Origin of the sequence: Actinokineospora alba, assembly GCF_004362515.1 — a bacterium.
GTDB classification, from domain to species: Bacteria; Actinomycetota; Actinomycetes; order Mycobacteriales; family Pseudonocardiaceae; genus Actinokineospora; species Actinokineospora alba.
Genome location: NZ_SNXU01000001.1, coordinates 1,354,372 through 1,378,626 on the forward strand (window position 1 = coordinate 1,354,372; position 24,255 = coordinate 1,378,626).

A 24,255-nucleotide genomic window follows, 5' to 3' on the forward strand; every position below is an offset into this window, starting at 1 on the left:
GTTGGATACCACTCAATGTCGTAATCGCGGGTTTCCACGCTCTGTTACAGGTTCCGCGACCATTTGGGGGGTGAACAAAGACCCACTTGCCCTAGCGCCCACACAGCGTGATCGCCACGTGAGAAAAGCGTTACTCGGCGGGCCGAGGCTGGGACTTCCACCACTGGACAAGGCCGCGTAAGCCGTCCTCCAGCTTGATTTCCGGGCGCCAGCCAAGATCGCGCTCGGCGGCGCCGATGTCGGCCAGCCTGCGCGTGACGCCGTTGACCTTGCGGTCCGGACCGTGCTCGGGAACGAGGTCGGAGTCCATTGCGGACAACAGCGCGTTGGCGAGGTCCAGCAGGCTGGTCTCGTGCGCGCTGGCGATGTTGTAGACCGTGTCGGTCACGTCCGCCCGCGCCGCGAGCACGTTCGCCCTGGCGATGTCGTGGACATGCACGAAGTCCATGGTCTGCGCGCCGTCGCCGAAGATCAGCGGCGCCTTGCCGTCGACGACCCGGTCCATCCAGCGAATAAGGACCTCCGTGTACAGACCGTGGACGTCCATTCGCGGGCCGTAAACGTTGAAATAGCGCAAAGCCACGTAGTCCAGGTCGCGCATCGCCTTGAAGCTGCGCAGCATTCCCTCGTTGAACGCCTTCGCGGCGCCGTAGAACGTGTCGTTGTTGTACGGGTGGTGGCGCTCGTCGGTCGGGAAGGTCTCGGCGAGGCCGTACACCGACGCCGACGACGACGCGATGACCTTCTTGACCCCCGCGTCGGCGGCCGCCTCGATGACGGTGAAAGTGCCGTCCACCAGACACTCCAGCGCCAGCCGTGGTTCCTCGGCGCACTGCGTGATGCGGATCGCGGCGAGGTGGAACACCAGATCCATGCCCGCGGTCAGCTCGCCGACCACGGCCCGGTCGTTGATGTCGCCGTCGACCACCCGGAGCCGGTCGCCCGCGACGGCCGAGGCGTCGGCGAGGTTCTCCTTGCGGCCACGCACGAAGTTGTCGAGCACGACGACCTCACGCGCGCCCGCGGCGAGAAGCTGGTCGACCACCGCCGACCCGATGGTCCCGGCACCGCCGGTCACCAGAGCCCGCTGACCCTCGATCGGCTGGGCGGTCATGCGGAAACCCCTTCACTGTCAGCGTCGAGCAGGTCGAGGTCGGCACCCAGGATCGGCATGAACACCCCGCCCTGGGCCAGGCTGGCCGACGCGGCCTCCAAAATGGACAGCACCTGCAAGCCGGACCGACCGTCCGTGAGCGGTGCGCGGCGCTCGGTGATCGACGCGTGGAACTCGGTCATCACCGCGCGCAGCGCCTCCTTCTCCGGCAGCGCCGGGGCGACCATGTCACCGGTGCGGTAGGACACGATCGTCTGCGCGCGGCGGTCCTCACCGAGGTCCGCCGCCTCGGTGCGCTCGACACCGCGGTCGTAGACCGACAGCCGCTGGGTCGGGTTCAGGTCGTCCCAGACGACCGTGCGCGTCGAACCGCCGATGACCATCGTGCGGATCTTGGTGGGGGACAGCCAGTTCACGTGCACGTGCGCCATGGCGCCGCCGGTGAGCTGGATGGTCAGGTGCGCGACGCACGCGTGGCCCGCGCCGATCGGGTCGGACCCGTGCGCGGCGACCGAGAGCACCCGCACGTCGTCCGGCAGGATCGACAGGAAGATCGACAGGTCGTGCGGCGCGAGGTCCCACAGCACGTCGACGTCGGGCTGCACGAGCCCGAGGTTGATCCGCACCGAGTCCAGGTACTGCACCGAGCCGATGCCACCGCCGCGAACCAGCTCGCGGAGGTGCGCGACCGCGGGGGTGTAGCAGTAGGTGTGGTCGAGCATCAGGGTCAGGCCACGGCTGTCCGCGGCCTCGACGAGCTGCCTGCCCTCGGCGTACGTGGCGGCCAGCGGCTTCTCGACCAGCACGTGCTTGCCCGCCTCGAGGGCGGCCATGGCGACCGGCAGGTGCGTCTTGGCGGGCGTCGCGATCGCGACGGCCTGCACGGCCGGGTCGGCGAGCACCTCGTCGAGCGAGTCGGACACCCGGACCGTCGAGTAGTCGCCCAGCACGCGACGGGCGCGGGCGAGGTCGAGGTCGCACAGGTATTCCAGCCGCAGACCGGGTGTGGCCTGCGCGTTGCGGACCAGGTTCGGCCCCCAATAGCCTGCCCCGATTACGGCGAGCCCGATGGTTCCCACGCGGTGAATCCCCTTCAAACGATGTGACGAGTCCGGTTCCCCGAACCGGTTCTCAGTACGCTCCCAAGCCGCTGAACACGGCACGGAAGGTCTTCCAGAGGATCACCGCGTCCAGCGCCAGCGACCAGTCCTCCACATACCGCAGGTCGAGCCGGACCGACTCCGCCCACGTCAGATCACTTCGCCCGCTGACCTGCCAGAGCCCGGTGAGCCCCGGCTTCACCAAGAGCCTGCGGCGCACGTCCGGCGCGTACCGCGCGCTCTCCTCCGGCAGCGGCGGCCGCGGCCCGACCAACGACATCGATCCGGTCAGCACGTTGAGCAGTTGCGGAAGCTCGTCGATCGAGTAGCGGCGCAGCGTCGAGCCGACCCGGGTGATCCGCGGATCCCGGCGCAGCTTGAACAGCAGGCCCGAACCTTCGTTCTGGTCGGCGAGATCTGTCAGCATCCGGTCCGCGTTCTTGACCATGGTGCGGAACTTGATGATGGTGAACTCGCGGCCGTCCTTGCCCACGCGGCGCTGCTTGTAGAACACCGGGCCACGGTTGTCGATCACGATGGCGAGCGCGACAAGCATCATCAGCGGCGCGAGGACGGCGAGCAGCAGGCTCGAGCCGATCTTGTCGACGACGTCCTTGACCACCCGGCGCACACCGGTGAAGGACGGCGCGGTGACCCGCAGCATCGGCATGCCGAGCACGGCGTCGACGTGCAGCCGCGGACCCGCGACCTCCATCAGCACGGGCGCGACGACCATCTCGGTGCCGCTGCCTTCGAGCTTCCACGCGAGCTGCTGCAGGCGCTGGGGAGTCCAGTACTGGTCGGGGGTCACCGCGACGATCCGGTAGCCGCCACGGCGCACGTGGCTGGCCAGGTCGCTGAGCCTGCCGACGACGGACACACCTTCGAGGTCGCCGTCGGCGACGCCGAGGCCGTCGCGGGTGCACACCGCGTCGACGCGCCAGCCGAGGTGCGGCGAGTTCCGGGTGCGGGTGATCAGGTCGCGGACCGTGTCGACGCTGCCCGCGGCCATGACCGGGAGCAGGCAGCGGCCCTCACGGCGCGCGCGGTGCAGGAACTGGCGGAGGGCGTAGCGCATGGGGAACGCGATGATCGCCGCGCTCGGGACCACGATGAACACCCACGGGCGGATCTGCTCGATGTCGAACAGCAGGCCGCTCAACGCCAGCATGATCGCCGCGGCGGCGAAGCCGCGGCCGAGCCTGCGGAACTCTTCGGCGCCCTGGCCCAGGACCGCGAGGTTCCACGCGCGGTTGGCCATGAGCGAGCCGAGCAGGACCAGCATCGTCGCGATGCCGATCAGTTCGGCGGCCGGGCCCGGCACGGAGTCGTCGGAGACCAGGCTGCCGACGATCAGGACGGCGGTGACCAGCGCGAAGAGGTCACCCAAGAGCACGCCCGTGCGGTAACGCGGTTCCCAGCCCGCGACCGGCGGGAAGGACGGCTCACCCGCGGGCAGGTCGAGTCTCGGCGTTCGCGCGCGACGCGGCGCCACGGGCGCGGGCCACATGGTCGATCTTCGTCGCGGGAACCCCGTTTGGTCACGCATCGTGTATCCCCCGGTTCAGCCGGTTTGGGCATGCACCGGCACAGGGGCGTCCCCGAGGTCCCTCGTGCCTTCGTCTAAATGTGTTGGACGAGCCACTCGCTCGAACGCTTTGATCGAGCTCTGGCCGCGCTACGTGATTCGTTTCCCTCGCCGGGACCGTTACACGGAGGGTTAGTTTCTTGGTAACCCGTTCGCACGCACAGCCAGTTGCCGCTTGCCTTTCTATACCGTGCGTAGCACTGACCGTTGCCTTTTGTTCACCAGCCGCTGATCAACACCCCAGGTCACAGCGTCGCGGCGAACACTCTCGACAGTCGCATTAGGACAGTTGGCGACCTGACTCACCGTAGGTCCCGCCGTTGATCAACCGGCAAATGATGATCGTCGGTCCATTTCCCGGCCGACGGGCCCGCCGCCTGTTCCGTGATCAGATTTCCCGACCGGCATTCCGGGGGTTGCTCAATTTCGAACCGCCAAGTGCCCGCTTTATGCCCATCCACCAGGACATCCGCAGGCAGAGCCCAGCCCTCCGACGATCACCCGGACGCCTGACCGACGCTCACGCACAGCGATCACAAACCAGAGTTCCGGCAATTACCCGCCCCCTGTGCCTCGCACCACACCCGATCGAGTGGCCCGCGGGCAGATCAACTCACCCGCTCGACCTCCGCCGTTTTGCCCCTCGAGCGCCCGGCAGACGACACGAAGTCCCGGTGAACCCTTCACAAATCGCCCACCGCCGGCCACAAATAGGTAACCCCCATCACATTCACCCATCCGGGGTAAGGCCATTCGGCCCTAACCGCGCCCACGCCCCGAAAAATGCCCCCTCGGGTCCGGCGACGGACCCGGCCTCCACTGGTGGCCGTGGCGGTGCCGGATCCGCCCCCGGGGGGAAACGCAGAACGCCCCTCCCGGATCCCGGGAGGGGCGTTCTGTTCGACACTGTGGCCAGGGGCGGGGTCGAACCGCCGACCTACCGCTTTTCAGGCGGTCGCTCGTACCAACTGAGCTACCTGGCCGTACTACTTGCCTGACCAACACAACCACGATCCCCAAGGGATCGCACCCCGATACCGAAAGGTGCGACCTACCAACAGAACCAAGCTGGTTCCGCCGGCCGCCGCACCGTGGGGGTTGGGGGTTGCCCCCCTGTGCTTCGCCGAGCGCCCCTCTCCATGTTTCCGTGGAGAGGGGCCACCCAAAGCGAGCGACCCAGACGGGACTCGAACCCGCGACCTTCGCCGTGACAGGGCGACGCGCTAACCAACTGCGCCACTGGGCCTTGCTCTACTGCTGTACTGATCAACACTGTACTGCGACTGCACTAGCTACTACGTACTCCCAACGGGATTCGAACCCGCGCTGCCGCCTTGAAAGGGCGGAGTCCTAGGCCGCTAGACGATGGGAGCCCGACCGCTCGGGCGGACCGATCGACTGCGCTTCCAGAGGCTACCGGTTCTGCTTGCTGGTATTCGCTGGGAGCATGGATAGCTTAGGGCACACCCCCTCGGTACTCCAAAACGGGTTATCCATTATGCCTCTGAGCTGCGGAAACGCGGCTTTTCGGCGGCCACGGAGCCGATCAAGCCCCGGGTCGGGCACGACCCGGGACCGCGATCGAGTTCGCGGCGTGCGTCCCGGGCCTTCGGCGCCGCCCCACGCGGGGGGACGACCGGGGCCGGGAACGTCGGAGAAAGCGGCCGGAATTGTCGATCATGTCCGACTCGGAGTGCTTCCCGGACACACGGACAAGATCGACAAAAGAAGGCGTGGAAATTCAGAACTGAATGGTGCTCACAATTCACCCGAACGTCATTGACGACGGTCGCGCGCCGGCCGACGGCCCGCGCGCGACCGGGGTCGGCGACTACCGGCGGACGGCAGGCAGGCCGTCGTCACCTTCCACGAGTCCGAGCATTTCGAGCAGCTCACGGCAGTCGTCGGCGTCGATCGAGCCGCGCGCGACAGCCAGCCTGGCTCGCCGCACCTGCTCGTCGGACACGCGTGCCGAGTCGCCGGACCGCGGCGCAGGCACTCCTGTCGAGAATTGGCCGGACGTGCCGAGGCTGTCCTGCTGAAGAAGGAAGGACCGCACTTCGAGTGACCCGCTCATATCGCCTCCCCGAATTGTTTGGCGTGAGGCTATGAGAGATCTCGTCCCGGTCACAGCCCCCCGGAGAGTGAACCGAGTACACGCCGGGTAGCCGAACGTGATCGATTTTCTTGATCCCTGCCGGGTTTGGCCAGTAGGTCACCAACTTTGGGATCACCTGAACGGCGCAACGAGGCCCCACCCATGTAAACCTTTACCCCCTAGGGGTATCGTTGCCTGCGCGAACCACCATCGTCGAGAGGATCCCTCCGTGTCTGTTCAGACCGTCTACACCGTCACCGGCATGACGTGCGGCCACTGCGCCAGCTCGGTCACCGAGGAGCTCACCGGAATCGAGGGCGTCACCGACGTCGCGGTCGATCTGGCGAGTGGCGCGGTGACCGTCACCAGCGCCACGACACTGGAGCGGGACGCCGTCGTGACCGCGGTCACCGAAGCGGGTTACCAGGTCACGGCCTGATCGCTCCCCCGCGCGGGTTACCTACCGCGAGATTTACCGAGGCGCAAGGCGAACATCAGGTGAACATTTTCCCTCGAATTTTCCCACCTTGCCCCTCCCGCAGGACGAGTGCGCGTGCAACAATCGACTTGCTGACATACCCCCGGTCAGCGCCTGTGGAGATCCCCTCCGGCCCCCGCGTTCCTCCCCCTGGCGCGGGGGCCTCTCCATGTCCGCAGGTCAGCGGCCTGCCCAGCTGGGTTGTCACAGTGGTCACCGCTCGTTAATCACATCGTGTGGTGTGTCGCCCCTCACAGAGGAGGCGGCACCGCAACCGATTCGTTATCCTCTCCCGGTGCCTTTTCCCTCTTTCGGACGCAGCCGTACCGACCTCAAGGCGGTCGGCACCAACACGGGACGCCACCGTCCCCCGCACCGTGAGCAGAGTGAGGAACTCCTGCCCGACGTAGAGCTGGAGAACTACCTCGCGGCTCTCTCCCCCGAATCGGACAACGAGACGACGGCCACCGGCCGCCGCTTCGGCAGCGCCGAGGTCTACCAGCTGCGCTTGTCGCTGATGGCGAACGAGCAGCTGCGCGAACTGGCGGCCTACCGCCAGACCTCCCCGATGGCGCTCGCCCAGGAATGGGTCATGCAGCGCCTGGAGTGGGAGTCGCAGCAACTGCAGCGGTCCTGACACCCACACGCACGAGAGCCCCGGTCGTGGGCGACCGGGGCTCTCGTGTGTGAGGACTAGAGCGGGACGACGTTCGTTGCCTGCGGGCCCTTCGTGCCCTGGCCGACCTCGAACTCGACGCGCTGGTTCTCCTCAAGGGACCGGAATCCCTTGGACTGAATCTCCGAGTAGTGCACGAAGACATCGGCGCCGCCATCATCCTGCGCGATGAATCCGAAGCCCTTCTCGGCGTTGAACCACTTGACTGTGCCCTGTGCCATAAAACCTGCCTCCATCGCAGGAGCTTGGGGCTGCACCATGCAGCCCCGGGCCGCCCTCGGGCGGTGCTCCCGCCCAGTCCGACGAAAGCAGCGCGCCCGCGTTGTCGTTCCGCGAGCGTGGAAAGCACGAACACAGAAGCTACGGCCTGCAGGGCAAAGAATATCGAGATGTCGTGGGCCGCACTACTGCCTGACGGGCACCCCGCTAGCCCAAGCGGGTGATCTACATCGACACGCTCCGAACATCTTCCGGCCGTCCCTGAACCGCCACCCAAAAGCAACAGATGTGACGTGAGTCACACCCCTATTCAGCCAACTTCGAAACCCACTACAGCGTCGTAATGGGTGTCAAGGGGTGCTGGGGGAAGGGAAGCGACATGGGCGGCACGAAACTCTCGGGGAGACGGTGGATTCCCGCCACGCTGGTGGGTGCCGGACTGGTCGCGGTCCTCGCCATGACCGGCTGCACCACGACCGGCGCGGGCACGGCCACCTCCGTGGGCGGCGGCCTGGTCGAGCAGCCCGAGCCGGCCAAGATCACCGTCAGCCCGGCCGCGGGCGCCAAGGACGTCGGACCCGGCGGACCGATCGCGGTCAGCGTCGCCGACGGCACCCTCGAGAAGGTCACGCTCACCAACCCGGACGGCAAGCAGGTCAAGGGAGAGCTGGCCGCGGACAAGAAGTCCTGGAAGCTCGGCGAGGACCTCGGCTACGCCAAGACCTACACCTGGTCCGGCTCGGCGCTGGGCGCCGACGGCAAGAGCGTCCCGCTTTCCGGTTCCTTCACCACCGTCAAGCCGAAGAGCCAGATCAAGGCGAGCCTCAACACCGGCGACGGCCAGACCTACGGCGTCGCCATGCCCATCGCGCTGACCTTCGACGCACCGGTGAAAGACCGGGCGGCCGTGCAGAAGGCGCTGACGGTGGAGACCTCGGTCGACACCGAGGGCGCGTGGGCCTGGCTCAGCGACCGGTCGGCGCACTGGCGCCCCAAGGAGTACTGGAAGCCCGGCACGAAGGTCACCGTGAAGGCCGACACCTACGGCATCGCCTTCGGCAACGGCGCCTACGGCCGCAACGACGTGACGTCGACGTTCACCATCGGCCGGTACCAGGTCGTCCAGGGCAACACCCAGACCCACCGGATGGTCGTGAAGACCGAGGCCGGGCAGACGCACGACTTCCCCGCCAGCTTCGGCCTCGAGTCCGACCCGGGCCGGGTCACCAAGAGCGGCACGCACGTGGTGATGAGCAAGCACGCCAGCTACGGGATGACGAACCCGAAGTACAACTACGAGAACGTGGTCGTGCCGTGGGCGGTCCGCATCTCCAACAACGGCGAGTTCATCCACGGCTACGCCCCGTCGATCTGGGCCCAGGGCAAGCAGAACGTCTCGCACGGCTGCATCAACCTGGCCCCCGCCAACGCGAAGCTCTACTTCGAGACGGTTCTTCCGGGCGACCCGGTGGAGATCATCGGCAGCACCCAGCAGCTCGGCGCACAGGACGGCGACTACTACGACTGGGCCTTGTCCTGGGACAAGTGGCAGGCTCTCTCCGCCGAAGCCCCCTAACACTTTCCTCCAAGGTGGCCACCGCCGAAGCGCTCGCCGCTTCGGCGGTGGCTGTCTATGCACACCGTGTGCCAGGCCACAGAGGACGCCCGGCTTACGCTCGCGGCATGAGTCGTGCACCTGAGCCGTGGCCGCCCGTGGAGACCGACCTGCCGCAGCGGCATGAGGACGCCCCGGACCCGGGCACCGACCTCCCGCCGCACTACGCCCACTGCTTCGGCTGCGGCGACCAGGCCGAGGACGGCCTGCATCTGCGGGCCACCGTCGGCGAGGGCCACACGATCCTGTCGCAGTTCACCGTCACCGAGGCCCACCAGGGCGCCCCGGGCCTGGCCCACGGCGGCCTGCTGGCCTGCGCGTTCGACGAGGCACTGGGCACGACGGTCGGCAACCTGCTGCGGGCGCCCGCGGTCACCGCGAAGCTGGAGACGAGCTTCCTGCGGCCGGTCCCGGTGGGCACCACGCTGTTCATCGACGCCCACCTCGACGGCAGCGCGGGCCGCAAGATCTACGTCAGCGCCGACGGCCGCCTCGACGCCCCGGACGGGCCGATCGCGGTGCGCGCGCGGGCGCTGTTCGTGCTGGTCGACCTGAGCCATTTCGTCACCCACGGCCGCAAGGAAGACCTCGTCGCCGTGGCGAAGGACCCGAGCCTGCTCAGCCACCGTCCCTTCGAGATCAATCCGTAGGCTGAGGGGGTGGTATTCCTCCTCATAGCGCTGCTGGTCGTCGCGGTTCTGCACGCCTACGTGTGGAAGCGGCTGGTGCTCGACGTCGCCCGGACCCCACGGTTCCGCAAGGCGGGCACCATCGCGCTCGCGGTCCTGGCCGTGCTGCTGGTCGCGGCTCTGGTGCTGCCGCGCCGGATCGGGATCGACGCCGCCCGCTGGATCGTGTGGCCCGGGTACCTGTGGTTCGCGGTGCTGTTCTATCTGTTCGTCGTCCTGCTGGTCCTGGAGATCCCGCGGCTCGTGGCGAACCGGTGGCCGAAGGCGAAGGCCACCGACGAGAGCCGCAGGCTGTTCCTGGCCCGCGGCGCGGCGGTCGTGGCGGCGGTCGCGGCCCCGGCCACGGTCGGCGCGGGCATGGTCTCGGCCCTGAGCGCTCCCGACGTCAAGCGGTTCACGGTGCCGATCCGCAGGCTCGACCCGTCGTTCGCGGGCTTCCGGATCGCGGTGGTCAGCGACATCCACCTCGGCCCCATCCTCGGCCGCGCGCACACCGAGCGGCTGGTCCGGATGATCAACGAGACCCAGCCGGACCTGGTGGCCATGGTCGGCGACCTGGCCGACGGGACGGTCGAGGAACTGGGCCACGCGGCGGAGCCGCTGCGCGACCTGGTGTCGCGCGAGGGGACGTTCTTCGTCACCGGGAACCACGAGTACTACTCCGGCCACCAGCAGTGGATCACCGAACTGGAACGGCTCGGCCTGCACTACCTGCGCAACACCCGCACCCCGATCACGCGGGCGGGCAAGACGTTCGACCTGGCGGGCATCACCGACGTCACCGGCAAGCAGTTCGACGACGGTCCGGACGTCGTGGGCGCCCTGCGCGGCCGCGACGAGACCACCCCGGCTGTTCTGCTGGCACACCAACCGGTCCAGGTGACCGACGCGGCGCGCGCCGGGGTGGACCTGCAGCTGTCGGGCCACACCCACGGCGGGCAGCTGTACCCGTTCCACCACGTCGTCGGACTGGCTCAACCCGCCGTGTCCGGCCTGTCCAAAGTGGACGACACCTGGCTGTATGTGACCAATGGGGCGGGCTTCTGGGGTCCGCCCGTGCGGGTCGGCGCGGCACCGGACATCACGGTGCTGGAGCTGGCGAGCGCGCCGATCATCCGCTGAGGGCCGCTACCAGGGCAACCGGGACCGCAGCTCCCGCCGGGCCCGATAGAGGTGCAGGTGGACACCCGCGGGAGAGATGCGCAGTTCGCGCGCGATCTCCGAGGGACGATATCCGCGCATCGAATACGCGATCACCTGACGCTGCCGGGGCGGGTGCTCCCGCAGGCCGCTCGTGAGGTCGAGCAGTTCCTCCCGCCGCACCAGGTGGTCCAGCGGAGTCGCGGAGTCGATCCCGGCGACCGCGCAATGCTCCACCGAGCACTCGGTGACCAGCGGCCGGTAGCAGCCGTGGCGGTCATGGTCACGCCATAGCCGGGCCGCGATGCCCCGCACGAGAGAGCAGGGATGGTCGACCGTCGTCCATCTTCGGTAAATGGCCGTCATCGCGTCCTGGGCCAAGTCCGGCGCCAGGTGGCCTGCGCCGAGTCGAACCAACAGGTCGACCACTCGGGGCCATTGCTCTCGATAGAACCGGTCGAATTCGGAATCGGACGCATTCGTTTCCATCATGACCGCCGAAACACGAAACCCCTGGGTCCGCGGAAAGAGAACTGATCCCGCGGGCCCAGGGGCCACGTTTATCGCATCAACCTCAGTCGTCGATCTCGTCGCCGGTGTGCACGACACCCTTGACACAGCGATCGATGTAGGTCGGGTTGAGCGCGTTCACGGCGACGGCCACGACACCACCGGCGATGGTGTTGTTGGTGGCGCAGACCGGGATGTTGACGTTCTCGGCGACGTCGACGTTGTCGACGTTCACGACGCCGACCTGGCCGTCGTGGTGACCCGGGAAGTCGCTGGGGCCACCCCACTCGTCGTCGCAGTCCGTGCACGCGAACGCCGCGCTGCCGATCATCATGAGGCCCGCGACAGCGGACGCGACAAATCCTGCCTGCTTCAGCACTGGATCACTCCTTGATCGAGGGTTTGGATGGATCGGAAATGGTCTTCCGCCAATGCCCGGCAGCGAACCTACCGAAAGTGGGTGCCCAACTCCGCGCGAAACCACGGCGAAACAGAACAACCACCCGAATCGGCATTAATCGCGCCCCGCCATTGACGGTGAGCCACTTAATGATCAACCAGCTCACCCGTCAGAGCCGAGGCATCACCCATTCGGGACGACTAGATCCGCGAATGTCGGGATTCATTCGACATCACGGGTCGCGGGTTCCCCCGACTGGCATTTCGCGAGCCGCCGCGCACGGCGATCTGGCACCTACCGAAGACGTCGCTCGATCAGGTGAAGGTGCGGGGCCGGATGGAGTTGGCCTTGTCCACCAGCGCGTGTCGTTGTTCCGCGGTGCCCGCGAGCCGGGCCAGCGCGCGGTAGCAGCGTTCCAAGCCGAAGCGGAGTTCGCGCTCCGACAGGTCGCAGCCGAGGACCTGCCGGTTCGGCGTCGCCGGGTGCGCGCCCGGCTTGCCCGCCTTGACCCAGCCGTAGGCGGCTTCCAGCACGTCGGCGGACAGCCGCGTCCGCCGCTCGGCGTCGAGGACCAGCCGTTCCAGCCGCTTGGCGGCGTCGTGGATGTCCGGCTCGGCGACCGGGGTCTGACCGGTCGGCCGGGTCTTGACCTTGATCGCGGCGACCTGCGCGGCCACGTGGTGGCTCGAGGTGTCCGGCACCGAGTGCAGGACCTCGATCGCCCCGTTGCGCGCGGTCTGGGCGAGGTACACCCGGGCCAGGCCGAACGCGGCGCTGACGTACGAGTGGTCGGTGCGCCAGACCAGTTCGTAGTAGCGGGCGGCGGAGAAGTGGTCGCCCTCCTGCTCCGCGCTGGCGGCAAGCGCGAGCTTGGGGGCGATCTCGCCGGGCACCGCGTCGTAGACGTGCTCGAAGGACTCGCGGGCGGCCTTCGGGTGCCCGCCCGCCAGGGCGATCAGGCCCCGGTACCAGTTCGGGCGCCAGTCGGCCGGGTCCGCGACGAGCCTGCGGGCCGCGTCGAGCTCCGACGACGCCGCACGCAGATCCCCTTGCTCCATGCGGGCTTTGACCAGTCGCAGCCGCACCTCGATCGAGTCCTGCGGAGCGGCGGTCAGCGCCGCGACGAGTTCGGCGGGCTCGGTGGCGGTGATGCTGGCGAGGACGGCGGCGGCCGGGTCGTCGGTGTCGATCAGCGGCAGCGGCAGCACGGAGGCGACGTCGGCGGGGCTCGGCAGCGGCAGCGGCTCCGGGCCCTCGGACACGACCGAGCCGAACGTCCTGGTCTCCACACCGAACACAGTGGACAGACCGGGCCGCGGCCTGCCGGTGCCCAGCGCCATGACCTCGCGCAGCACGCCGGTCAGCTGGTCGGCCATCTCCTCCGCGGAGGCGAAGCGCTGCACCGGATCGGCGTGCGTCGCCCGCTTGAGGACCCGGTAGTAGCTGCTGAACAGCGCGAACAGCGGCTCGGCGTCCGGGGCGGGAAGGGTGTGCTTGTAGCGGCTCGTGTAGCCGGCGAACTCGATCGACAGGACGGCCAGGGTGCGGCCGACGGTGTAGATGTCGGAGGCCACGGTGGCGCCCTCGGTGGCCAGTTCGGGCGCGGCGTAGCCGGAGGTGAAGAACAGCGGGCTCTCGTAGTCGTCGGTCTTGCGGACGGCGCCGAGGTCGATCAGCTTGAGCTGCTCGCCGTGCTGGATCACGTTGTCGGGCTTGAGGTCGCAGTAGAGCATGTCGATGCTGTGCAGGTAGCCGATGGCGGGCAGGATCTCCAGGCCGTAGGCGATCACCTGCCCGATCGGCAGCGGCTCGGCCCGGCCCGCCTCGCGGTGGTGTTCGAGCGCGAGCTGGCGCAGCGACTGGCCGCCGACGTACTCCATGACGATGTAGCCGACCAGGTTGCCGGTGTTGGGGTCCGGGTGCTGGACGAAGTTGTAGATCTTGACGACGTTGGGGTGCTCGACCTCGGCGAGGAACCGCCGCTCGGCCACGGCCGAGGCCATGGACGTCGCGTCGCCGGTGTCGATCATGCCCTTGAGGACCACCCAGCGGTCGCTGACGTTGTGGTCCTTGGCCAGGTAGATCCAGCCGAGGCCGCCGTAGGCGATGCTGCCGAGCACCTCGTACTGGCCGCCGACGAGGTCGCCGCGGAACAGCCGGGGGCGGAAGTTGAACGCCTGGCCGCACTTGTGGCACTCGCCCTCGGCCGGGCCGGGCGCACCGTCGGTGCCGCGGCCGACCTCGGCGCCACAGTTGTTGCAGAAGCGCTTGTTCTCCGACACCGACGGGTCGTCGAGGACCGCGCTCGCCGGGTCCTTGACCGGCACCACGGGAACGTCGACCAGACCGGCGCCCAGCCTGCCCCGCCCACTGGCCCGCGACGCGGTGCGCCTGCTGGTGCCGGGGAAGGAACTGGACCCGGTGGTGATCGGCCCGGACTCGGTCCGGGTCGCGAGCGGATGGGGTGTCTGCTGGGGTTCCTCCGGCGGCTTCGGCGGCACGATGCTCTGGGTGAGCGTGTGCATGCCGAGCACGCTGGTGGGCTGCGGGTCGCCGTCGCTCAGGGCGGTGTCGGGCAGGACACCGGGCTGGCGGGGGGCGACCTGCGGCAGTTCCTGCGGCCAAGGGGCGCCGGGGAACGGGGAACGCGACGGATCACCTGGTGCGGATCCGGTGCGGCGCGGATCGCCGTGGGCGGCGGATGGGGGTTGACGGCGCTGACCGGACTGGGGCTGCCCGCCCTGCGACGGCGGACCTGACTGGCCCTGGGAACCAGGGGCCCTGCCCTGCTGAGCCTGGCCCTGCTGAGGTTGCCCTTGCTGGGTTTGGCCCTGCTGGGCTTGGCCCTGCTGAGGCTGACCCTGCTGGACTTGGCCCTGCTGAGGCTGACCCTGCTGGACTTGGCCCTGCTGAGGCTGACCCTGCTGGACTTGGCCCTGCTGAGGCTGACCCTGCTGAGCTTCGCCCTGCGGAGCTTGGCCCTGCTGAGGTTGGCCCTGCTGGGCGTTGGAACCCGCGGCCTGGTGACCCTGTGCGCCGTGCACGGGCTGGCCTTGCGACGGCTGGCCTTGCGAGCCGGGAGCGCCGAACGGCTGGTGCGCCTGGGAACCAGGGGCGCCGGCGAGCTGGTGGCCTTGCGTGTTGCGGCCTTGCGGGGCCTGAGCCGGAGGCTGCTGACCACGAGGTCCCTGCGGCCCCTGACCGTGGCCCGTGGGCGTGCCCTGCGGGTAGGGCCTGCCCTGGGTGGCCGAGGGATGCGGCGGCTGCCCCTGGGGCCGCCAACCCTGCTGCTGGCCCTGCGTCCCGCGGGGAGGTGTCTGCGGCGGTGCGCCCTGCGGATGCGGCTGCCCCTGTGTGCCGGGCGCGTGCGGCCGCGGTTGCCCCGCGGCAAAGGCGCCGGCCTGACCGGGCGCACCCGGAACGGGGTACTGCGCGGTCCCCGCCGGCTGGGGGTTCGCGGCGAACGGTTGCTGCGCCTGGGTTGCCTGCCGTGGCTGCGCGTGCGGGCGGGGCGGCTGGCTCTGCCCGGCGAACGGCGGCTCGGTGGCACCGGTCGACGCGGGGTGCCTGCCCGGTCCGGATTCCGTGCCGCCGGTGGTGGCCTGCGGCCTGCCCGGTGAGTCCGCCGGCGTCCGCGGCGCCGAGCCGGAACGCTTCGGGTCGGCGTCACGCTGGATCTGCCACTGGAGCTTCTCCGGGCGCGGCTCGGGCTCCTCGCGGGGCTCGTCGCCGGGGGGTGTCCACTGTGTCATCTCGGCCTCAGTCCCGGTACTTGACCGTCGGGGGCGCGGCCTGTTCGCCCGCCTGGGTGAGCCAGCGCCCGTAGCTGGCCGTCCACGAGCCGCTCGCGATCGACTTCTCCAGCACGCCGTTGACGAACCGGACCATGTCCACGTTCGCCTTCGGGATGCCGATGCCGTAGGGCTCCTCGGTGAACCGCGGTCCGACCATCTTCACGTTCGGGTCCTGTGCGACCATCCCGGCCAGGATCGTGTCGTCCGTGGACACGCCGACGACCTGTCCCTGCTGCAGCATCAGCAGGCAGTCCGTCCAGTTGTCCACGGCGACGACCTCGGGCGGCGCGGGGGAGTCGCGCAGCTTGTTCAGCGACGTGGACCCCTTGGCCGCGCAGACGCGCTGGCCGCGGAGCTGATCGACGCCGGTGATCTCGGAGCCGCGGTCCACCAGCAGGCGCTGGCCCGCGACGTAGTAGATCGCGGAGAAGTTGATGTCGACCCAGCGGGCGCAGGTCGCGGTCATCGTGCGGACGACGATGTCGACCTCGCCGCTCTGCAGCGCGGGAATCCGCTCCGCCGAGGTGATGACCTTGAACTGGACCTTGTTGGCGTCACCGAAGATGGCCGCGGCGATCTCGCGGACCCGGTCGATGTCGAAGCCCTCGATCTGGTTGCTGGTCGGGTTTCGGAACCCGAACAGGAAGGTGTTCTGGTCGACGCCCGCGATGAGCCTGCCGCGGTCCTGGATCTTCTTCATCGTCGACCCCTCCGGCATCGCGCCGGGGCCGGGCATCGCGCCGGGGCGCAGGCTGGCGGTGGGGTCGCACGGCGGGACCTGGGTGGCCGCGCCGGTGGTCGTCGGCGGGTTCACGACCACGCCGACCGGCTCGGGCCGCTGGGCGGACTGCACGGCGGCCAGGTCGACCGGCTTGCCCGTGGCCGTGCAGGCGGTGGCCAGCATGGCCAGCGCCGCTACGAGTGCCGCTGTGGCACGCCTCATCGGTACTCCCGCAGTCGTTCCCGGATGCCGAGCAGGATCCCGGCCACGGCGATGATCGCCAGCACGACGACGCCGGGAACCAGGCCGGTCAACGCCGCACCGGCGTACTTGGTCTGGGTGAAGAACTCCTCGCGGCCCGCGTTGAGGGCCGTGATCAGGTTCTTGTCGAGCTTGCCGAACGCCGTGGCCGAGCTGTCCGGCGCGGCGCCGATGGCCGTGGCGACGGCCTCCTCGTACTGGCCGCCGTCGTCGAGTTCACGGATCTTCTTGTGCGCGGCGACCCACGCGTCGGCGTTGGCGCGGGCCTGGTCGACCTCGCCCGCGATCGCCGGGCTGGAGGCCAGCTCCCTGGCCTGGCGCAGCAGGTTGCCCCGGTCGCCGCCGCTGAAGGTGACGGAAAGTTCCTGCCACTCCTTCTCATACCCGGGCCCGTCGCCGCGGGCGACCAGGGTCAGGGTCTCGTCGGCGCGGCACTTCAGCGAGTTGATCCTGGCCTGCACCAGCACGTCGACCTGCTGCGAGCCGTTGCGTTCGCCGTCGCCGACCTGGGTCGCGCTGATGATCAGCGCCGCGGCGCCCCACATGAGGGCCAGGGCGACGGCGAGCGTCGCGCCGAACAGGCCGACGTTGAGCAGCCGGTTGGTCTTGCGGGTCAGGTAGCGCTGGCTCATCACGAGCGCGGCGAGCAGGCCCACGGTGAGCAGCAGGGTGAACCAGGGGAACGACCTGGCCTCGGCCTGGCCTGCCTTGAGCCGGTCGTAGTCGATCGCATAGAGCTGCTCGGCGGCGGGCAGGATCTTCGACCGCATCAGCCCCGACGCCTCGCGCAGGTACGCCGCGCCCGCCGGGAAGCCCTGGCGGTTGTTGGTGCGCGCGGTCTCGATCAGTCCCGTGTAGACGGGCAGCTGCTGCGAGAGCGTGCTGACCTGCTGCTCGGCCAGCGAGTCGCCCGCGACGTCCGAGGACGCCTTGCCGAGCGCGGCGCCCGCCTGGGCGATGTCGAACTCGTAGCGTGACCGCAGCGCGGCGGGCTCGACACCGCCGGAGAGGAACGCGCTGGCCGCGGTGGCGTCGGCGTCCGACAGCGACCGGTAGATCTGCTGCGCGGCCGCGGCCAGGGGCTCACGGTGGTCGGTCAGCTCGTCGAGGGTGGACTGCTTCGTCTGCAGGGTCACGGCGGCGAAAAGGCCGGTGACCACGGTCAACAGGAGCAGGCCGACCGCGATCAGGCTCAGCCTGCCAGGGGTCGTCGTCGCCGAGTGGGTCACTCGACGCAACGGCGAAGCCTGCCTGGCCTCGGCGGTCACCACGGATACGTCCACGGGGCAACAGTCAACAACACAAACCCACCCACGACGCCCGCTTTCCCCCGGCGGTTATCTGCCTGTGACGCCGGCACCTTGTCGGAAAGAACCTAGTCGACCGCCACCCGGCGAGCCACCACGGCTGGATTTAACCTGCCGCGTCCCAATGGCGACGGTGAGTCACCAAAAGTCCTTCTTGCGTGCAGGTCAATCGCCTGGTTGCCCTCTGGTTCTGCCCGCGCGCCTCTGGGACCGTCGTTGTATGACCAGTGATCACAACATGCGGCATGTCGCCACGTTCTGCGGCCAGTGCAGCTGTGGCTGCCCGGAGCTGTGGATCGATCCGGACGCACCCGAGGAGAAGCGGGTGGTCATCACCGACGACTTCGGCCAGCGGATCCAGATGAGCGTCGGACAGCTCACCGACCTCGTGGCCGACGTCAAGAACGGTGTCCTCGACGAATTGCTCATCCCGAGCTAGCCACTGTGGCCACCTGGCTCGGGTGGACGTGCACGGCGGCCTTCCTGGCCGTCGCCGGGTACGCGATCGCCCGGCTGGTGGTCGCGTGCCGCACGCCCGGCTCGACCGGGTGCCACCGCACGGTCGACACCGCGCACGCGCTGATGGCGCTGGGGATGGCGGTGATGTGCTCGCCGGTCGGCGGGCCGCTGCCGATGGCCGGATGGCAGACCGTGTTCCTGCTGCTCACGGCCTGGTTCCTGGTCCGCAGGGAGCCGGTGTCCGGGTGGCACGGCGGCGGGCTGCACCACGCCGTCGGCGGGCTGGCGATGCTCTACATGCTCACGGCGGTCCCGCACAGCGCCCACGCGATGGCGTCCGCCTGGAGTCCCCGGATGGCCGGGGAGGCCGCGCTGCCGGTGCTCGGGTGGATCTTCGTCGGCTACTTCGCCGTGCAGGCCGCGCGGCTGGCCCGGGTGAGCCTGCGGTCGGAGGCGCACCGGGTGGCGGCGGGCTGCCAGGGCGTCATGGCGGTGGGGGCGGGCGGGATGATCCTGGCCATGCTGTGAAGTGCTTACACAACTCGAACCCTTTCCTGGCGTCTCCTTGACTCTGGTCTGTGACAGTCATGTCATCAGGTCGTCAAGGGAGGAACTGCCATGCGGGTCAAGCAGTGGGCCGTGGTCGCGGCCATCGTGAGCGGGGTCAGCCTGGTCGGCGGCGGGGTCGCGGCGGCGCAGCCGAGCGCGCCGGTCACCATCACCCTGAGCCCGGAGCAGGTGCAGAAGCTGTGCGAGAAGCGGCTGCCCAAGGCGGAGAAGCGGATCGCCAAGCTGCTGGAGCGCATCAATGGGGACGCGCAGGTCAAGGGGTCCGTGGCGTGGCTCAAGGCGCGGGCCGAGAAGGAGCGCGCGGCGGGTCGGGAGACCACCGCCCAGCTGCTGGAGGAGCGGGCCGAGCGCCGGGCGGGCCGGGTCGATGAGCTGAACAAGGCGAAGGACCGGGTGGCGGAGTTCCAGTCGAAGCACTGTGGTGCCAAGTGAAGCGCGCGCTGACCATGGCCGCGCTGCTGCTGGCCTGCGTCGCGTGTGAGCAGCAGCCTGGGTCATCGGACACCACGAGTACTTCTGAGATCGAGCAGATCGAGTCCACCCTGGACGCCATCGAATCCGAGCTGGCCGGGGATTAGCCTGACGTCCATGGAGTCCCGTGGGCTGGTGCTCGTGGTCGAGGACGACCCGGCGATCGCCGAACTGGTCACGCTCTACCTGCGCCGCGACGGGTTCGGGGTGCAGGTGGAGACCGACGGGCAGGCGGCGCTCGCCGCGGCCCGCCGGGTCAAGCCGGTCGCGGTGGTGCTCGACATCGGGCTGCCCGGCATGGACGGCATCGAGGTCTGCCGCGCGATGCGCAAGGACGGCGACTGGACCCCGGTGCTGTTCGTGACCGCGCGCGACGACGAGGTCGACCGGGTGCTGGGCCTGGAACTCGGGGCCGACGACTACGTGACCAAGCCGTTCAGCCCGCGCGAACTGGTGGCGCGGGTGCGCACGGTGTTGCGGCGGGCCAACGGACCTGGCGCCGGGGAGGTGCTCTCGGCGGGCGGGACGCGGCTCGACCTCGGCGAGCGTCGCGTGTGGACGGACGCGGGCGAGGTCGCGCTGACGTCGACGGAGTTCGACTTGCTGGCCCACCTGATGCGCAGGCCGGGTCAGGTGTTCGACCGGGCCCAGCTGCTGAGCGCGGTCTGGGGATACGCCGCGGCGGCGGGGACCCGCACCGTCGACGTCCACATCGCGCAGCTGCGGGCGAAGCTGGGAGCACAGTGTCCGATTAGGACGGTCCGCAGTGTCGGCTACTCGGTGGAGCGGCAGTGAAGCGGGCGTCGATCGCGGTCCGGATCACCGCGCTGGCCCTGGCGGTGGCCGGGGTCGTCGCCGTGATCGGCGGGCTGGTCTCGGCGCGGCTGGTCGTGCAGACCGCGCGTGAGGTGACGAGGCAGACGCTGTCCGACCAGGCCGACGTGGTGGCGGGCCAGCTCTCCGACAGCAAGCTTGGGCTGCGGCGGGTGGTGGAGGTGCTCGGCGGTCAGGGGGTGGCGGTGGTTCAGGTGCGGCCCAACGGGAACGTCGTCAGCTCGGACGCCACCGCCGAGCGGGCGGCGCGGCAGGCGGGCATCACGGAGCTGACGGGGCCGGTGCACACGACGGTCGAGCTCAACGGGCGGGTCCTGCTCGTCGAGCTGCGGCCCGCCGATCCGCGCGGGGCGATCGGGCTGGTCCGGGAGACGGAGACGGCCAAGGGAGTCGGGCGGACGCTGGTCCGCAACATCGCCTTCGCCCTGGGCCTTGGCCTGCTGGTGGCCGCGGTGGCCGGGCTGGTCCTGGCGCGGCTGCTGTCGCGGCCACTGCGCCGCACGGCGGCGGTTGCGACGTCGATGAGCCACGGCAGGCGCGACCTGCGGGCCCCGGTCGACGGGCCGCGGGAGGTGGCGGAGGTGGCGGCGGCGGTGAACGAGTTGGCGGACGCCCTGCACCGAAGCGAGGCCCGGCAGCGGGACTTCCTGCTGTCGGTGTCGCACGAGCTGCGCACGCCGCTGACGGCGGTCAAGGGTTTCGCCGAGTCCCTGGCCGACGGCGTGGTCACCGGCGACGCGGTCGCCGCGGCGGGCCGCACGATCGACCAGGAGGCCACCAGACTCGACCGGTTGGTGACCGACCTACTCGACCTGGCCCGCCTCGGCGCCGACGACTTCCGCCTCGACGTGGTCGCCGTCGACCTCACCGCTTTGGTGGCGGAGACGGCGACGGTGTGGTCAGCCCGCTGCGCCACGGCCGGAATCCGCTTCACCCTGGAGGCGCCGCCCGACCCCGTCATCGTCCACGCCGACCCCCGCCGACTGCGGCAGGTACTGGACGGCTTGGCCGAGAACGCTTTGCGCGCCACCCCTTCCGGCCGCCCTATGGTGCTCGCGTTGTCCCGCGCGCCGGGGGCGGCGGTGTTGCAGGTGCGCGACGGAGGGCCGGGGTTGGCGCCGGAGGAGTACCAGGTGGCTTTCGAACGCGGGGTGCTGAATGCGCGCTATAGCGGGAGCAGGCCGGTGGGGACGGGGATCGGGCTGGCGCTGGTGCATGGGTTGGTGAGCCGGATGGGCGGAGTGATCGAGGCTGGGCCCGCCCCGGAGGGCGGGGCAGCCTTCACCGTCCGCTTCCGAACCGCCTGACCCCACGGCACCACGGCACCACGGCACAAATTTCGGCGCCGACCCCTCCACACAAAGCCCCCGCCCACCTCGGGGGGCTGCCCTTGGCCAGTCTATCGGCTGGTGGGGGTGGGTGGGAGGGGTGCGCTGGGGCTGTGGACAAGTCGGGGTGGGTGTGGATGGGGTGGGCGTTCGACTTGCGGTTACTGGGTCGCGCCTTTGAGGACCGTGTAGAGCGCGTCCACTGCGGACTGGTCGCCTTCGACGGTGACGGCGTCCTCGTCGGTGCGGCGCCAGAGCCAGCGGAGGAGGGTTTCCGGGTCGGCGCGGACGGTGGCGTCGGGGGAGCCGTCCGGGGCGGTGAGGGTGATGACCTTGGAGTCCAGGTTCACCAGCCAGGCCGAGCCCGCGGTCTCCACCTGGACGCGCTGGCCGGTCAGGTCGTCCAGGGTGCCGGCGAAGTCCTCACGGAAGTGGTGGGAGGCGAACGCCAGGAACCGCTCCAGGACCTCGTCCACCCCATCCACCGCCAGGTCTTCCGGGATGGGGGCCGACTCGACGCCCGCGGCGAGTTCGGCGTCGATGCGGTGGATCACCGTTTCCTGCGCCATCCGCCGGATCCAGAACGCGACCGTCTGATCCGGTGGGAACCAGGTCACGGTGACGTCCGAGGGCTGGCGGTGGCTGAACTGGGCCAGCAACCTCGCATAGCCGCGGTCGAGGGCCGCCAACGGGTCCTCCGCGCTCACGTCCGGCTGCGGCTGCCGAGCGTCGTGTTCCATGGTGGCCGCTTTGTGCAGGTAGACCTGGGCGACATGGCGGACCAGGTCGGACATCGTCCAGGGAAGACAGGTGGGCACCTCGGCATCGGGCGCCGACGCCGCGATGGTGCGCAGGCGGGCGTAGTCCGAGGCGAGGCAGTCGAGGTAGCGCTGTGAGTCCATATGGCACACCCAAGCATCTGTCACCGGCGATCCGCGCCCGTTTTTCGCTCGCGCGCCAACTCCCGCAGGTAGGGCAGGAAATCGACCTCGATGGTGTGTCGCTTCGACGACAGGTACCGCTTGCGCACTGACCGCTGGTAGGCGGTGATCTCGCGCCGCATCGCCGCGCTGGTGGGCAGCCCTGCCGCACCCGTGATCAGGTCCGCGACCCAGTGCGCCTGCGCTTCCGCGATCGGCATGATCGCTCCCAGCGGCTGGACCAGCCCGAGGAAGTACAGGCCGGCGTGGTCCGGGGCCACGACTCGCCGGTACAGGGCCACCTCGTTGTCCCGCGCACTGAACACCGACGGCGCCAGGAACGGGAAGCTGATCCGGTAGCCGGTGCAGTAGACGATCTCGTCGACCTCCTCCTTCGACCCGTCGGCGAAGTGCACGACCGTGCCGTCGAGCCGGGTGATGGTCGGCTTGACCGTCATATCCCCATGCCCGAGGCGGACCAACAGGTCGCTGGACACCGTGGGGTGCGCGGAAAGCACCTTGTGGTCCGGTTCCGGCAGCCCGTAGTCCGCCATCCGGCCCTGGGTCATCCGCAGCGCGATCCGCATCGTCTGCCGCTGGAACCAGTGCGGCAGCAGGGCGAGCGGCGTCTTCGCGAGCCGGTCGAACGGCTGGCCGAACAGGTACTTCGGCACGATGTGCGCGCCGCGGCGCATCGCGAGGAAGGTTCGCTCGGCCACCCGGGACGTTTCGACGGCGATGTCCGTGGCGGAGTTGCCGATGCCCAGGACGAGAACCTTCTTGCCCACATAGGGATCGGGGACCTTGTAGTTGTGGGCGTGGGTCTGCCCGCCCTCGAAGGTGTCCGCGCCGGGGAAGGCGGGCTCCGGCCAGCGCGCGTCCCAGTGGTGTCCGTTCGCGACGATCACCGAGCCGTACTCGGCGGTGCGGCGCTCGTCGGTGTCGCGGTCGCGCACGGTCACCCGCCAGCCCTCGCCCGCGGGCTCGACGGCGACGACCTCGGTGCGGAAGGTGATCCGGTCGCGCAGGCCGAAGTAGTCGACGAAGTCGTCGAAGTACTCGGCGATCTGGAAGTGGTTCGGGTAGTCCGGCAGGTGCTTGGGCATCGGGTACGCGGCGTACTCCATGACCTGCCGCGACGTGTTGATGTGCAGCGACCGGTACGCCGACGACATGCCGTTGTCGTTGAGGTAGCGCCAATTCCCGCCGACCTCGGACCCGGCCTCGAAGCAGTCGAAGTCGATCCCGCGGTCACTGAGCACCTGCGCGGCCGCGATGCCGGACGACCCTGCCCCGATGACGCACACTCGCTTCATCGGGCCAGATTAGTCAGTCAGACCCGCCGCATAGGAGAGCAACTTCTCGTGGGACCAGGTCAGTTCGCCGCTCTCGAAGTCCGTCAGGACCGAGCGCAGCCACGCGAGTTCGGCGCGGCCGACGGCCTGCGCGTACTCCTCCTCCAGCCCGAAGATCCGCGGCAGCCCGGTGACCTCCGCCAGGGCCGCGTCCAGTGACCGCTCCAGGGCGTCCGCGCGGGTCCGAAGGCACTCGGCGACCTCGGTCGGCTCCATGATCAGCATCGACGCCAGCGCGGCGGGGAAGGCGGGGAACTCGGTCGCGGGTGTGCTCAGCAACTCGCGCAGCCACTCGACGACCGTGCGCGAGCCCTCTTCGGTCAGCTCGTAGACCGTGCGCTCAGGGCGACCCTCGTCGCGGGCGGTGTTGCGGACGCGGATGAGTCCGACCCGGTCGAGGCGCTCGACGGTCTGGTAGACGCTGTTGCGCTGCGCGACGTTGGCGACCCGGTCCTTGGCCCGCTCCTTGATCAGCTCACGCATCCGGTACGGGTGCATGGGCTGCTCGGCCAGGAGGACCAGCAGGACGAGGGCCAGCGGCGATGGGCGGTGCGACCGGCTCGACATGGACCAAGCCTAATCGCTTGTCTCGCCATAGTCATAATATG

General features: G+C 69.4%; 25 protein-coding genes, 3 tRNA genes and 1 pseudogene. 12 read left to right on the forward strand and 17 right to left on the reverse strand.

All coding sequences use genetic code 11. From position 1 onward, the window contains the following. Positions 1–130: 130 nt before the first annotated feature. The 7 genes from C8E96_RS06395 to C8E96_RS06425 form a co-directional block, all read right to left on the reverse strand. Positions 131–1,114, reverse strand: coding sequence for an NAD-dependent epimerase/dehydratase family protein (locus C8E96_RS06395; protein ID WP_091376016.1), 984 nt, complete (start codon positions 1,112–1,114; stop codon positions 131–133). Next, positions 1,111–2,193 (reverse strand): Gfo/Idh/MocA family protein, encoded by a 1,083-nt coding sequence (locus C8E96_RS06400; protein ID WP_091376018.1) that lies wholly within the window; start codon positions 2,191–2,193, stop codon positions 1,111–1,113. Before C8E96_RS06400 ends, C8E96_RS06395 begins: the two co-directional genes overlap by 4 nt. 52 nt (positions 2,194–2,245) lie before the next feature. Further along, positions 2,246–3,763: a sugar transferase gene (locus C8E96_RS06405; RefSeq protein WP_228769935.1), complete on the reverse strand. Its 1,518-nt coding sequence runs from the start codon at positions 3,761–3,763 to the stop codon at positions 2,246–2,248. 948 nt (positions 3,764–4,711) lie between these two features. After that, positions 4,712–4,785, reverse strand: a tRNA-Phe gene (locus tag C8E96_RS06410). A gap of 189 nt (positions 4,786–4,974) precedes the next feature. Further along, positions 4,975–5,048, reverse strand: a tRNA-Asp gene (locus C8E96_RS06415). Positions 5,049–5,102: 54 nt separating this feature from the next. Continuing rightward, positions 5,103–5,175 (reverse strand) — tRNA-Glu (locus C8E96_RS06420). 458 nt (positions 5,176–5,633) lie between these two features. Next, positions 5,634–5,879, reverse strand: coding sequence for a hypothetical protein (locus tag C8E96_RS06425; RefSeq protein WP_091376024.1), 246 nt, complete (start codon positions 5,877–5,879; stop codon positions 5,634–5,636). A gap of 250 nt (positions 5,880–6,129) precedes the next feature. Between C8E96_RS06425 and C8E96_RS06430 the strand changes: the two genes are divergently transcribed. Together C8E96_RS06430 and C8E96_RS06440 are read left to right on the forward strand one after the other, a co-directional pair. After that, entirely contained in the window at positions 6,130–6,339 is a 210-nt protein-coding gene (locus tag C8E96_RS06430; RefSeq protein WP_267463829.1) for a heavy-metal-associated domain-containing protein, read from the forward strand. A 334-nt stretch (positions 6,340–6,673) separates the two neighbouring features. Then, positions 6,674–7,015 carry a hypothetical protein gene (locus C8E96_RS06440; protein ID WP_091376028.1) on the forward strand — a complete coding sequence of 114 codons (342 nt, stop codon included), beginning with the start codon at positions 6,674–6,676 and terminating at the stop codon, positions 7,013–7,015. 56 nt (positions 7,016–7,071) lie between these two features. Here the strand turns inward: C8E96_RS06440 and C8E96_RS06445 are convergent, their stop codons facing one another. Continuing rightward, a complete protein-coding gene (locus tag C8E96_RS06445) occupies positions 7,072–7,275 on the reverse strand; it encodes a cold-shock protein (RefSeq protein ID WP_054052713.1) in 204 nt (67 codons plus the stop codon). A gap of 377 nt (positions 7,276–7,652) precedes the next feature. Here C8E96_RS06445 and C8E96_RS06450 point away from each other — a divergent pair, with 377 nt between their 5' ends. The 3 genes from C8E96_RS06450 to C8E96_RS06460 all read left to right on the forward strand — a co-directional run bounded on the left by C8E96_RS06450 (position 7,653) and on the right by C8E96_RS06460 (position 10,699). Beyond that, positions 7,653–8,849: a L,D-transpeptidase gene (locus tag C8E96_RS06450; protein ID WP_091376031.1), complete on the forward strand. Its 1,197-nt coding sequence runs from the start codon at positions 7,653–7,655 to the stop codon at positions 8,847–8,849. Between the two features lie 107 nt (positions 8,850–8,956). Further along, complete coding sequence (locus C8E96_RS06455; RefSeq protein WP_091376035.1) at positions 8,957–9,538, forward strand: PaaI family thioesterase; 582 nt, start codon at positions 8,957–8,959, stop codon at positions 9,536–9,538. Positions 9,539–9,547: 9 nt separating this feature from the next. Beyond that, on the forward strand, positions 9,548–10,699 hold the full coding sequence (locus C8E96_RS06460) for a metallophosphoesterase (protein WP_091376037.1): 1,152 nt from the start codon (positions 9,548–9,550) through the stop codon (positions 10,697–10,699). 6 nt (positions 10,700–10,705) lie between these two features. Here the strand turns inward: C8E96_RS06460 and C8E96_RS06465 are convergent, their stop codons facing one another. The 3 genes from C8E96_RS06465 to C8E96_RS06475 all read right to left on the reverse strand — a co-directional run bounded on the left by C8E96_RS06465 (position 10,706) and on the right by C8E96_RS06475 (position 14,152). Next, positions 10,706–11,134: an RNA polymerase sigma factor gene (locus tag C8E96_RS06465; RefSeq protein ID WP_166657894.1), complete on the reverse strand. Its 429-nt coding sequence runs from the start codon at positions 11,132–11,134 to the stop codon at positions 10,706–10,708. Between the two features lie 157 nt (positions 11,135–11,291). Beyond that, positions 11,292–11,606 carry a hypothetical protein gene (locus C8E96_RS06470; RefSeq protein ID WP_091376044.1) on the reverse strand — a complete coding sequence of 105 codons (315 nt, stop codon included), beginning with the start codon at positions 11,604–11,606 and terminating at the stop codon, positions 11,292–11,294. A gap of 335 nt (positions 11,607–11,941) precedes the next feature. Then, complete coding sequence (locus C8E96_RS06475) at positions 11,942–14,152, reverse strand: serine/threonine-protein kinase (protein WP_228769936.1); 2,211 nt, start codon at positions 14,150–14,152, stop codon at positions 11,942–11,944. Here C8E96_RS06475 and C8E96_RS33690 point away from each other — a divergent pair. Continuing rightward, a complete protein-coding gene (locus tag C8E96_RS33690) occupies positions 14,147–14,386 on the forward strand; it encodes a hypothetical protein (protein ID WP_176926772.1) in 240 nt (79 codons plus the stop codon). The two genes, C8E96_RS06475 and C8E96_RS33690, sit on opposite strands and share 6 nt — an antisense overlap. Before the next feature lie 188 nt (positions 14,387–14,574). Here the strand turns inward: C8E96_RS33690 and C8E96_RS34585 are convergent. The 3 genes and pseudogenes from C8E96_RS34585 to C8E96_RS06490 form a co-directional block, all read right to left on the reverse strand. Further along, a pseudogene (locus C8E96_RS34585) lies at positions 14,575–15,297 on the reverse strand (hypothetical protein); the annotation flags it as partial. Positions 15,298–15,386: 89 nt separating this feature from the next. Next, the gene (locus C8E96_RS06485; RefSeq protein ID WP_091376047.1) at positions 15,387–16,364 is read right to left on the reverse strand and encodes a glutamate ABC transporter substrate-binding protein; all 978 of its coding nucleotides are present in this window, start codon (positions 16,362–16,364) and stop codon (positions 15,387–15,389) included. After that, entirely contained in the window at positions 16,361–17,686 is a 1,326-nt protein-coding gene (locus tag C8E96_RS06490; RefSeq protein ID WP_228769938.1) for a hypothetical protein, read from the reverse strand. Before C8E96_RS06490 ends, C8E96_RS06485 begins: the two co-directional genes overlap by 4 nt. A 244-nt stretch (positions 17,687–17,930) precedes the next feature. Here C8E96_RS06490 and C8E96_RS06495 point away from each other — a divergent pair, with 244 nt between their 5' ends. From C8E96_RS06495 to C8E96_RS06515, 6 genes are all read left to right on the forward strand, one after another. After that, the gene (locus C8E96_RS06495) at positions 17,931–18,149 is read left to right on the forward strand and encodes a hypothetical protein (RefSeq protein ID WP_091376051.1); all 219 of its coding nucleotides are present in this window, start codon (positions 17,931–17,933) and stop codon (positions 18,147–18,149) included. Positions 18,150–18,154: 5 nt separating this feature from the next. Beyond that, positions 18,155–18,697: a DUF5134 domain-containing protein gene (locus C8E96_RS06500; protein ID WP_091376054.1), complete on the forward strand. Its 543-nt coding sequence runs from the start codon at positions 18,155–18,157 to the stop codon at positions 18,695–18,697. A gap of 90 nt (positions 18,698–18,787) precedes the next feature. After that, complete coding sequence (locus C8E96_RS06505) at positions 18,788–19,171, forward strand: hypothetical protein (protein ID WP_228769939.1); 384 nt, start codon at positions 18,788–18,790, stop codon at positions 19,169–19,171. Further along, positions 19,168–19,317, forward strand: coding sequence for a hypothetical protein (locus tag C8E96_RS33115; RefSeq protein ID WP_166657895.1), 150 nt, complete (start codon positions 19,168–19,170; stop codon positions 19,315–19,317). Before C8E96_RS06505 ends, C8E96_RS33115 begins: the two co-directional genes overlap by 4 nt. Positions 19,318–19,327: 10 nt before the next feature. Then, complete coding sequence (locus C8E96_RS06510; RefSeq protein WP_166657896.1) at positions 19,328–20,005, forward strand: response regulator transcription factor; 678 nt, start codon at positions 19,328–19,330, stop codon at positions 20,003–20,005. Next, the gene (locus C8E96_RS06515) at positions 20,002–21,351 is read left to right on the forward strand and encodes a HAMP domain-containing sensor histidine kinase (protein ID WP_091376058.1); all 1,350 of its coding nucleotides are present in this window, start codon (positions 20,002–20,004) and stop codon (positions 21,349–21,351) included. The genes C8E96_RS06510 and C8E96_RS06515 overlap by 4 nt, the downstream gene beginning before the upstream one ends. Before the next feature lie 182 nt (positions 21,352–21,533). On the opposite strand, the gene C8E96_RS06520 is transcribed toward C8E96_RS06515, so the two are convergent. Genes C8E96_RS06520 through C8E96_RS06530 form a run of 3 tightly spaced genes read right to left on the reverse strand, consistent with a single transcriptional unit; the run spans position 21,534 to position 24,214 of the window. After that, positions 21,534–22,274 (reverse strand): maleylpyruvate isomerase family mycothiol-dependent enzyme, encoded by a 741-nt coding sequence (locus tag C8E96_RS06520; RefSeq protein WP_091376061.1) that lies wholly within the window; start codon positions 22,272–22,274, stop codon positions 21,534–21,536. A gap of 20 nt (positions 22,275–22,294) precedes the next feature. Further along, positions 22,295–23,608 (reverse strand): flavin-containing monooxygenase, encoded by a 1,314-nt coding sequence (locus tag C8E96_RS06525; RefSeq protein ID WP_091376064.1) that lies wholly within the window; start codon positions 23,606–23,608, stop codon positions 22,295–22,297. Positions 23,609–23,617: 9 nt separating this feature from the next. Next, on the reverse strand, positions 23,618–24,214 hold the full coding sequence (locus tag C8E96_RS06530; RefSeq protein ID WP_091376068.1) for a PadR family transcriptional regulator: 597 nt from the start codon (positions 24,212–24,214) through the stop codon (positions 23,618–23,620). Between the last annotated feature and the right edge of the window lie 41 nt (positions 24,215–24,255).

What these genes read in the sequence shown, in the direction of transcription:
- C8E96_RS06395 (WP_091376016.1), bottom strand. Translation starts at nt 1,114, where the DNA reads ATGACCGCCCAGCCGATCGAGGGTCAGCGGGCTCTGGTGACCGGCGGT.
- C8E96_RS06405 (WP_228769935.1), bottom strand. Translation starts at nt 3,763, where the DNA reads ATGCGTGACCAAACGGGGTTCCCGCGACGAAGATCGACCATGTGGCCC.
- C8E96_RS06425 (WP_091376024.1), bottom strand. Translation starts at nt 5,879, where the DNA reads ATGAGCGGGTCACTCGAAGTGCGGTCCTTCCTTCTTCAGCAGGACAGC.
- C8E96_RS06445 (WP_054052713.1), bottom strand. Translation starts at nt 7,275, where the DNA reads ATGGCACAGGGCACAGTCAAGTGGTTCAACGCCGAGAAGGGCTTCGGA.
- C8E96_RS06450 (WP_091376031.1), top strand. Translation starts at nt 7,653, where the DNA reads ATGGGCGGCACGAAACTCTCGGGGAGACGGTGGATTCCCGCCACGCTG.
- C8E96_RS06455 (WP_091376035.1), top strand. Translation starts at nt 8,957, where the DNA reads ATGAGTCGTGCACCTGAGCCGTGGCCGCCCGTGGAGACCGACCTGCCG.
- C8E96_RS06475 (WP_228769936.1), bottom strand. Translation starts at nt 14,152, where the DNA reads ATGCACACGCTCACCCAGAGCATCGTGCCGCCGAAGCCGCCGGAGGAA.
- C8E96_RS06485 (WP_091376047.1), bottom strand. Translation starts at nt 16,364, where the DNA reads ATGAGGCGTGCCACAGCGGCACTCGTAGCGGCGCTGGCCATGCTGGCC.
- C8E96_RS06495 (WP_091376051.1), top strand. Translation starts at nt 17,931, where the DNA reads ATGACCAGTGATCACAACATGCGGCATGTCGCCACGTTCTGCGGCCAG.
- C8E96_RS06505 (WP_228769939.1), top strand. Translation starts at nt 18,788, where the DNA reads ATGCGGGTCAAGCAGTGGGCCGTGGTCGCGGCCATCGTGAGCGGGGTC.
- C8E96_RS06510 (WP_166657896.1), top strand. Translation starts at nt 19,328, where the DNA reads ATGGAGTCCCGTGGGCTGGTGCTCGTGGTCGAGGACGACCCGGCGATC.
- C8E96_RS06520 (WP_091376061.1), bottom strand. Translation starts at nt 22,274, where the DNA reads ATGGACTCACAGCGCTACCTCGACTGCCTCGCCTCGGACTACGCCCGC.
- C8E96_RS06525 (WP_091376064.1), bottom strand. Translation starts at nt 23,608, where the DNA reads ATGAAGCGAGTGTGCGTCATCGGGGCAGGGTCGTCCGGCATCGCGGCC.
- C8E96_RS06530 (WP_091376068.1), bottom strand. Translation starts at nt 24,214, where the DNA reads ATGTCGAGCCGGTCGCACCGCCCATCGCCGCTGGCCCTCGTCCTGCTG.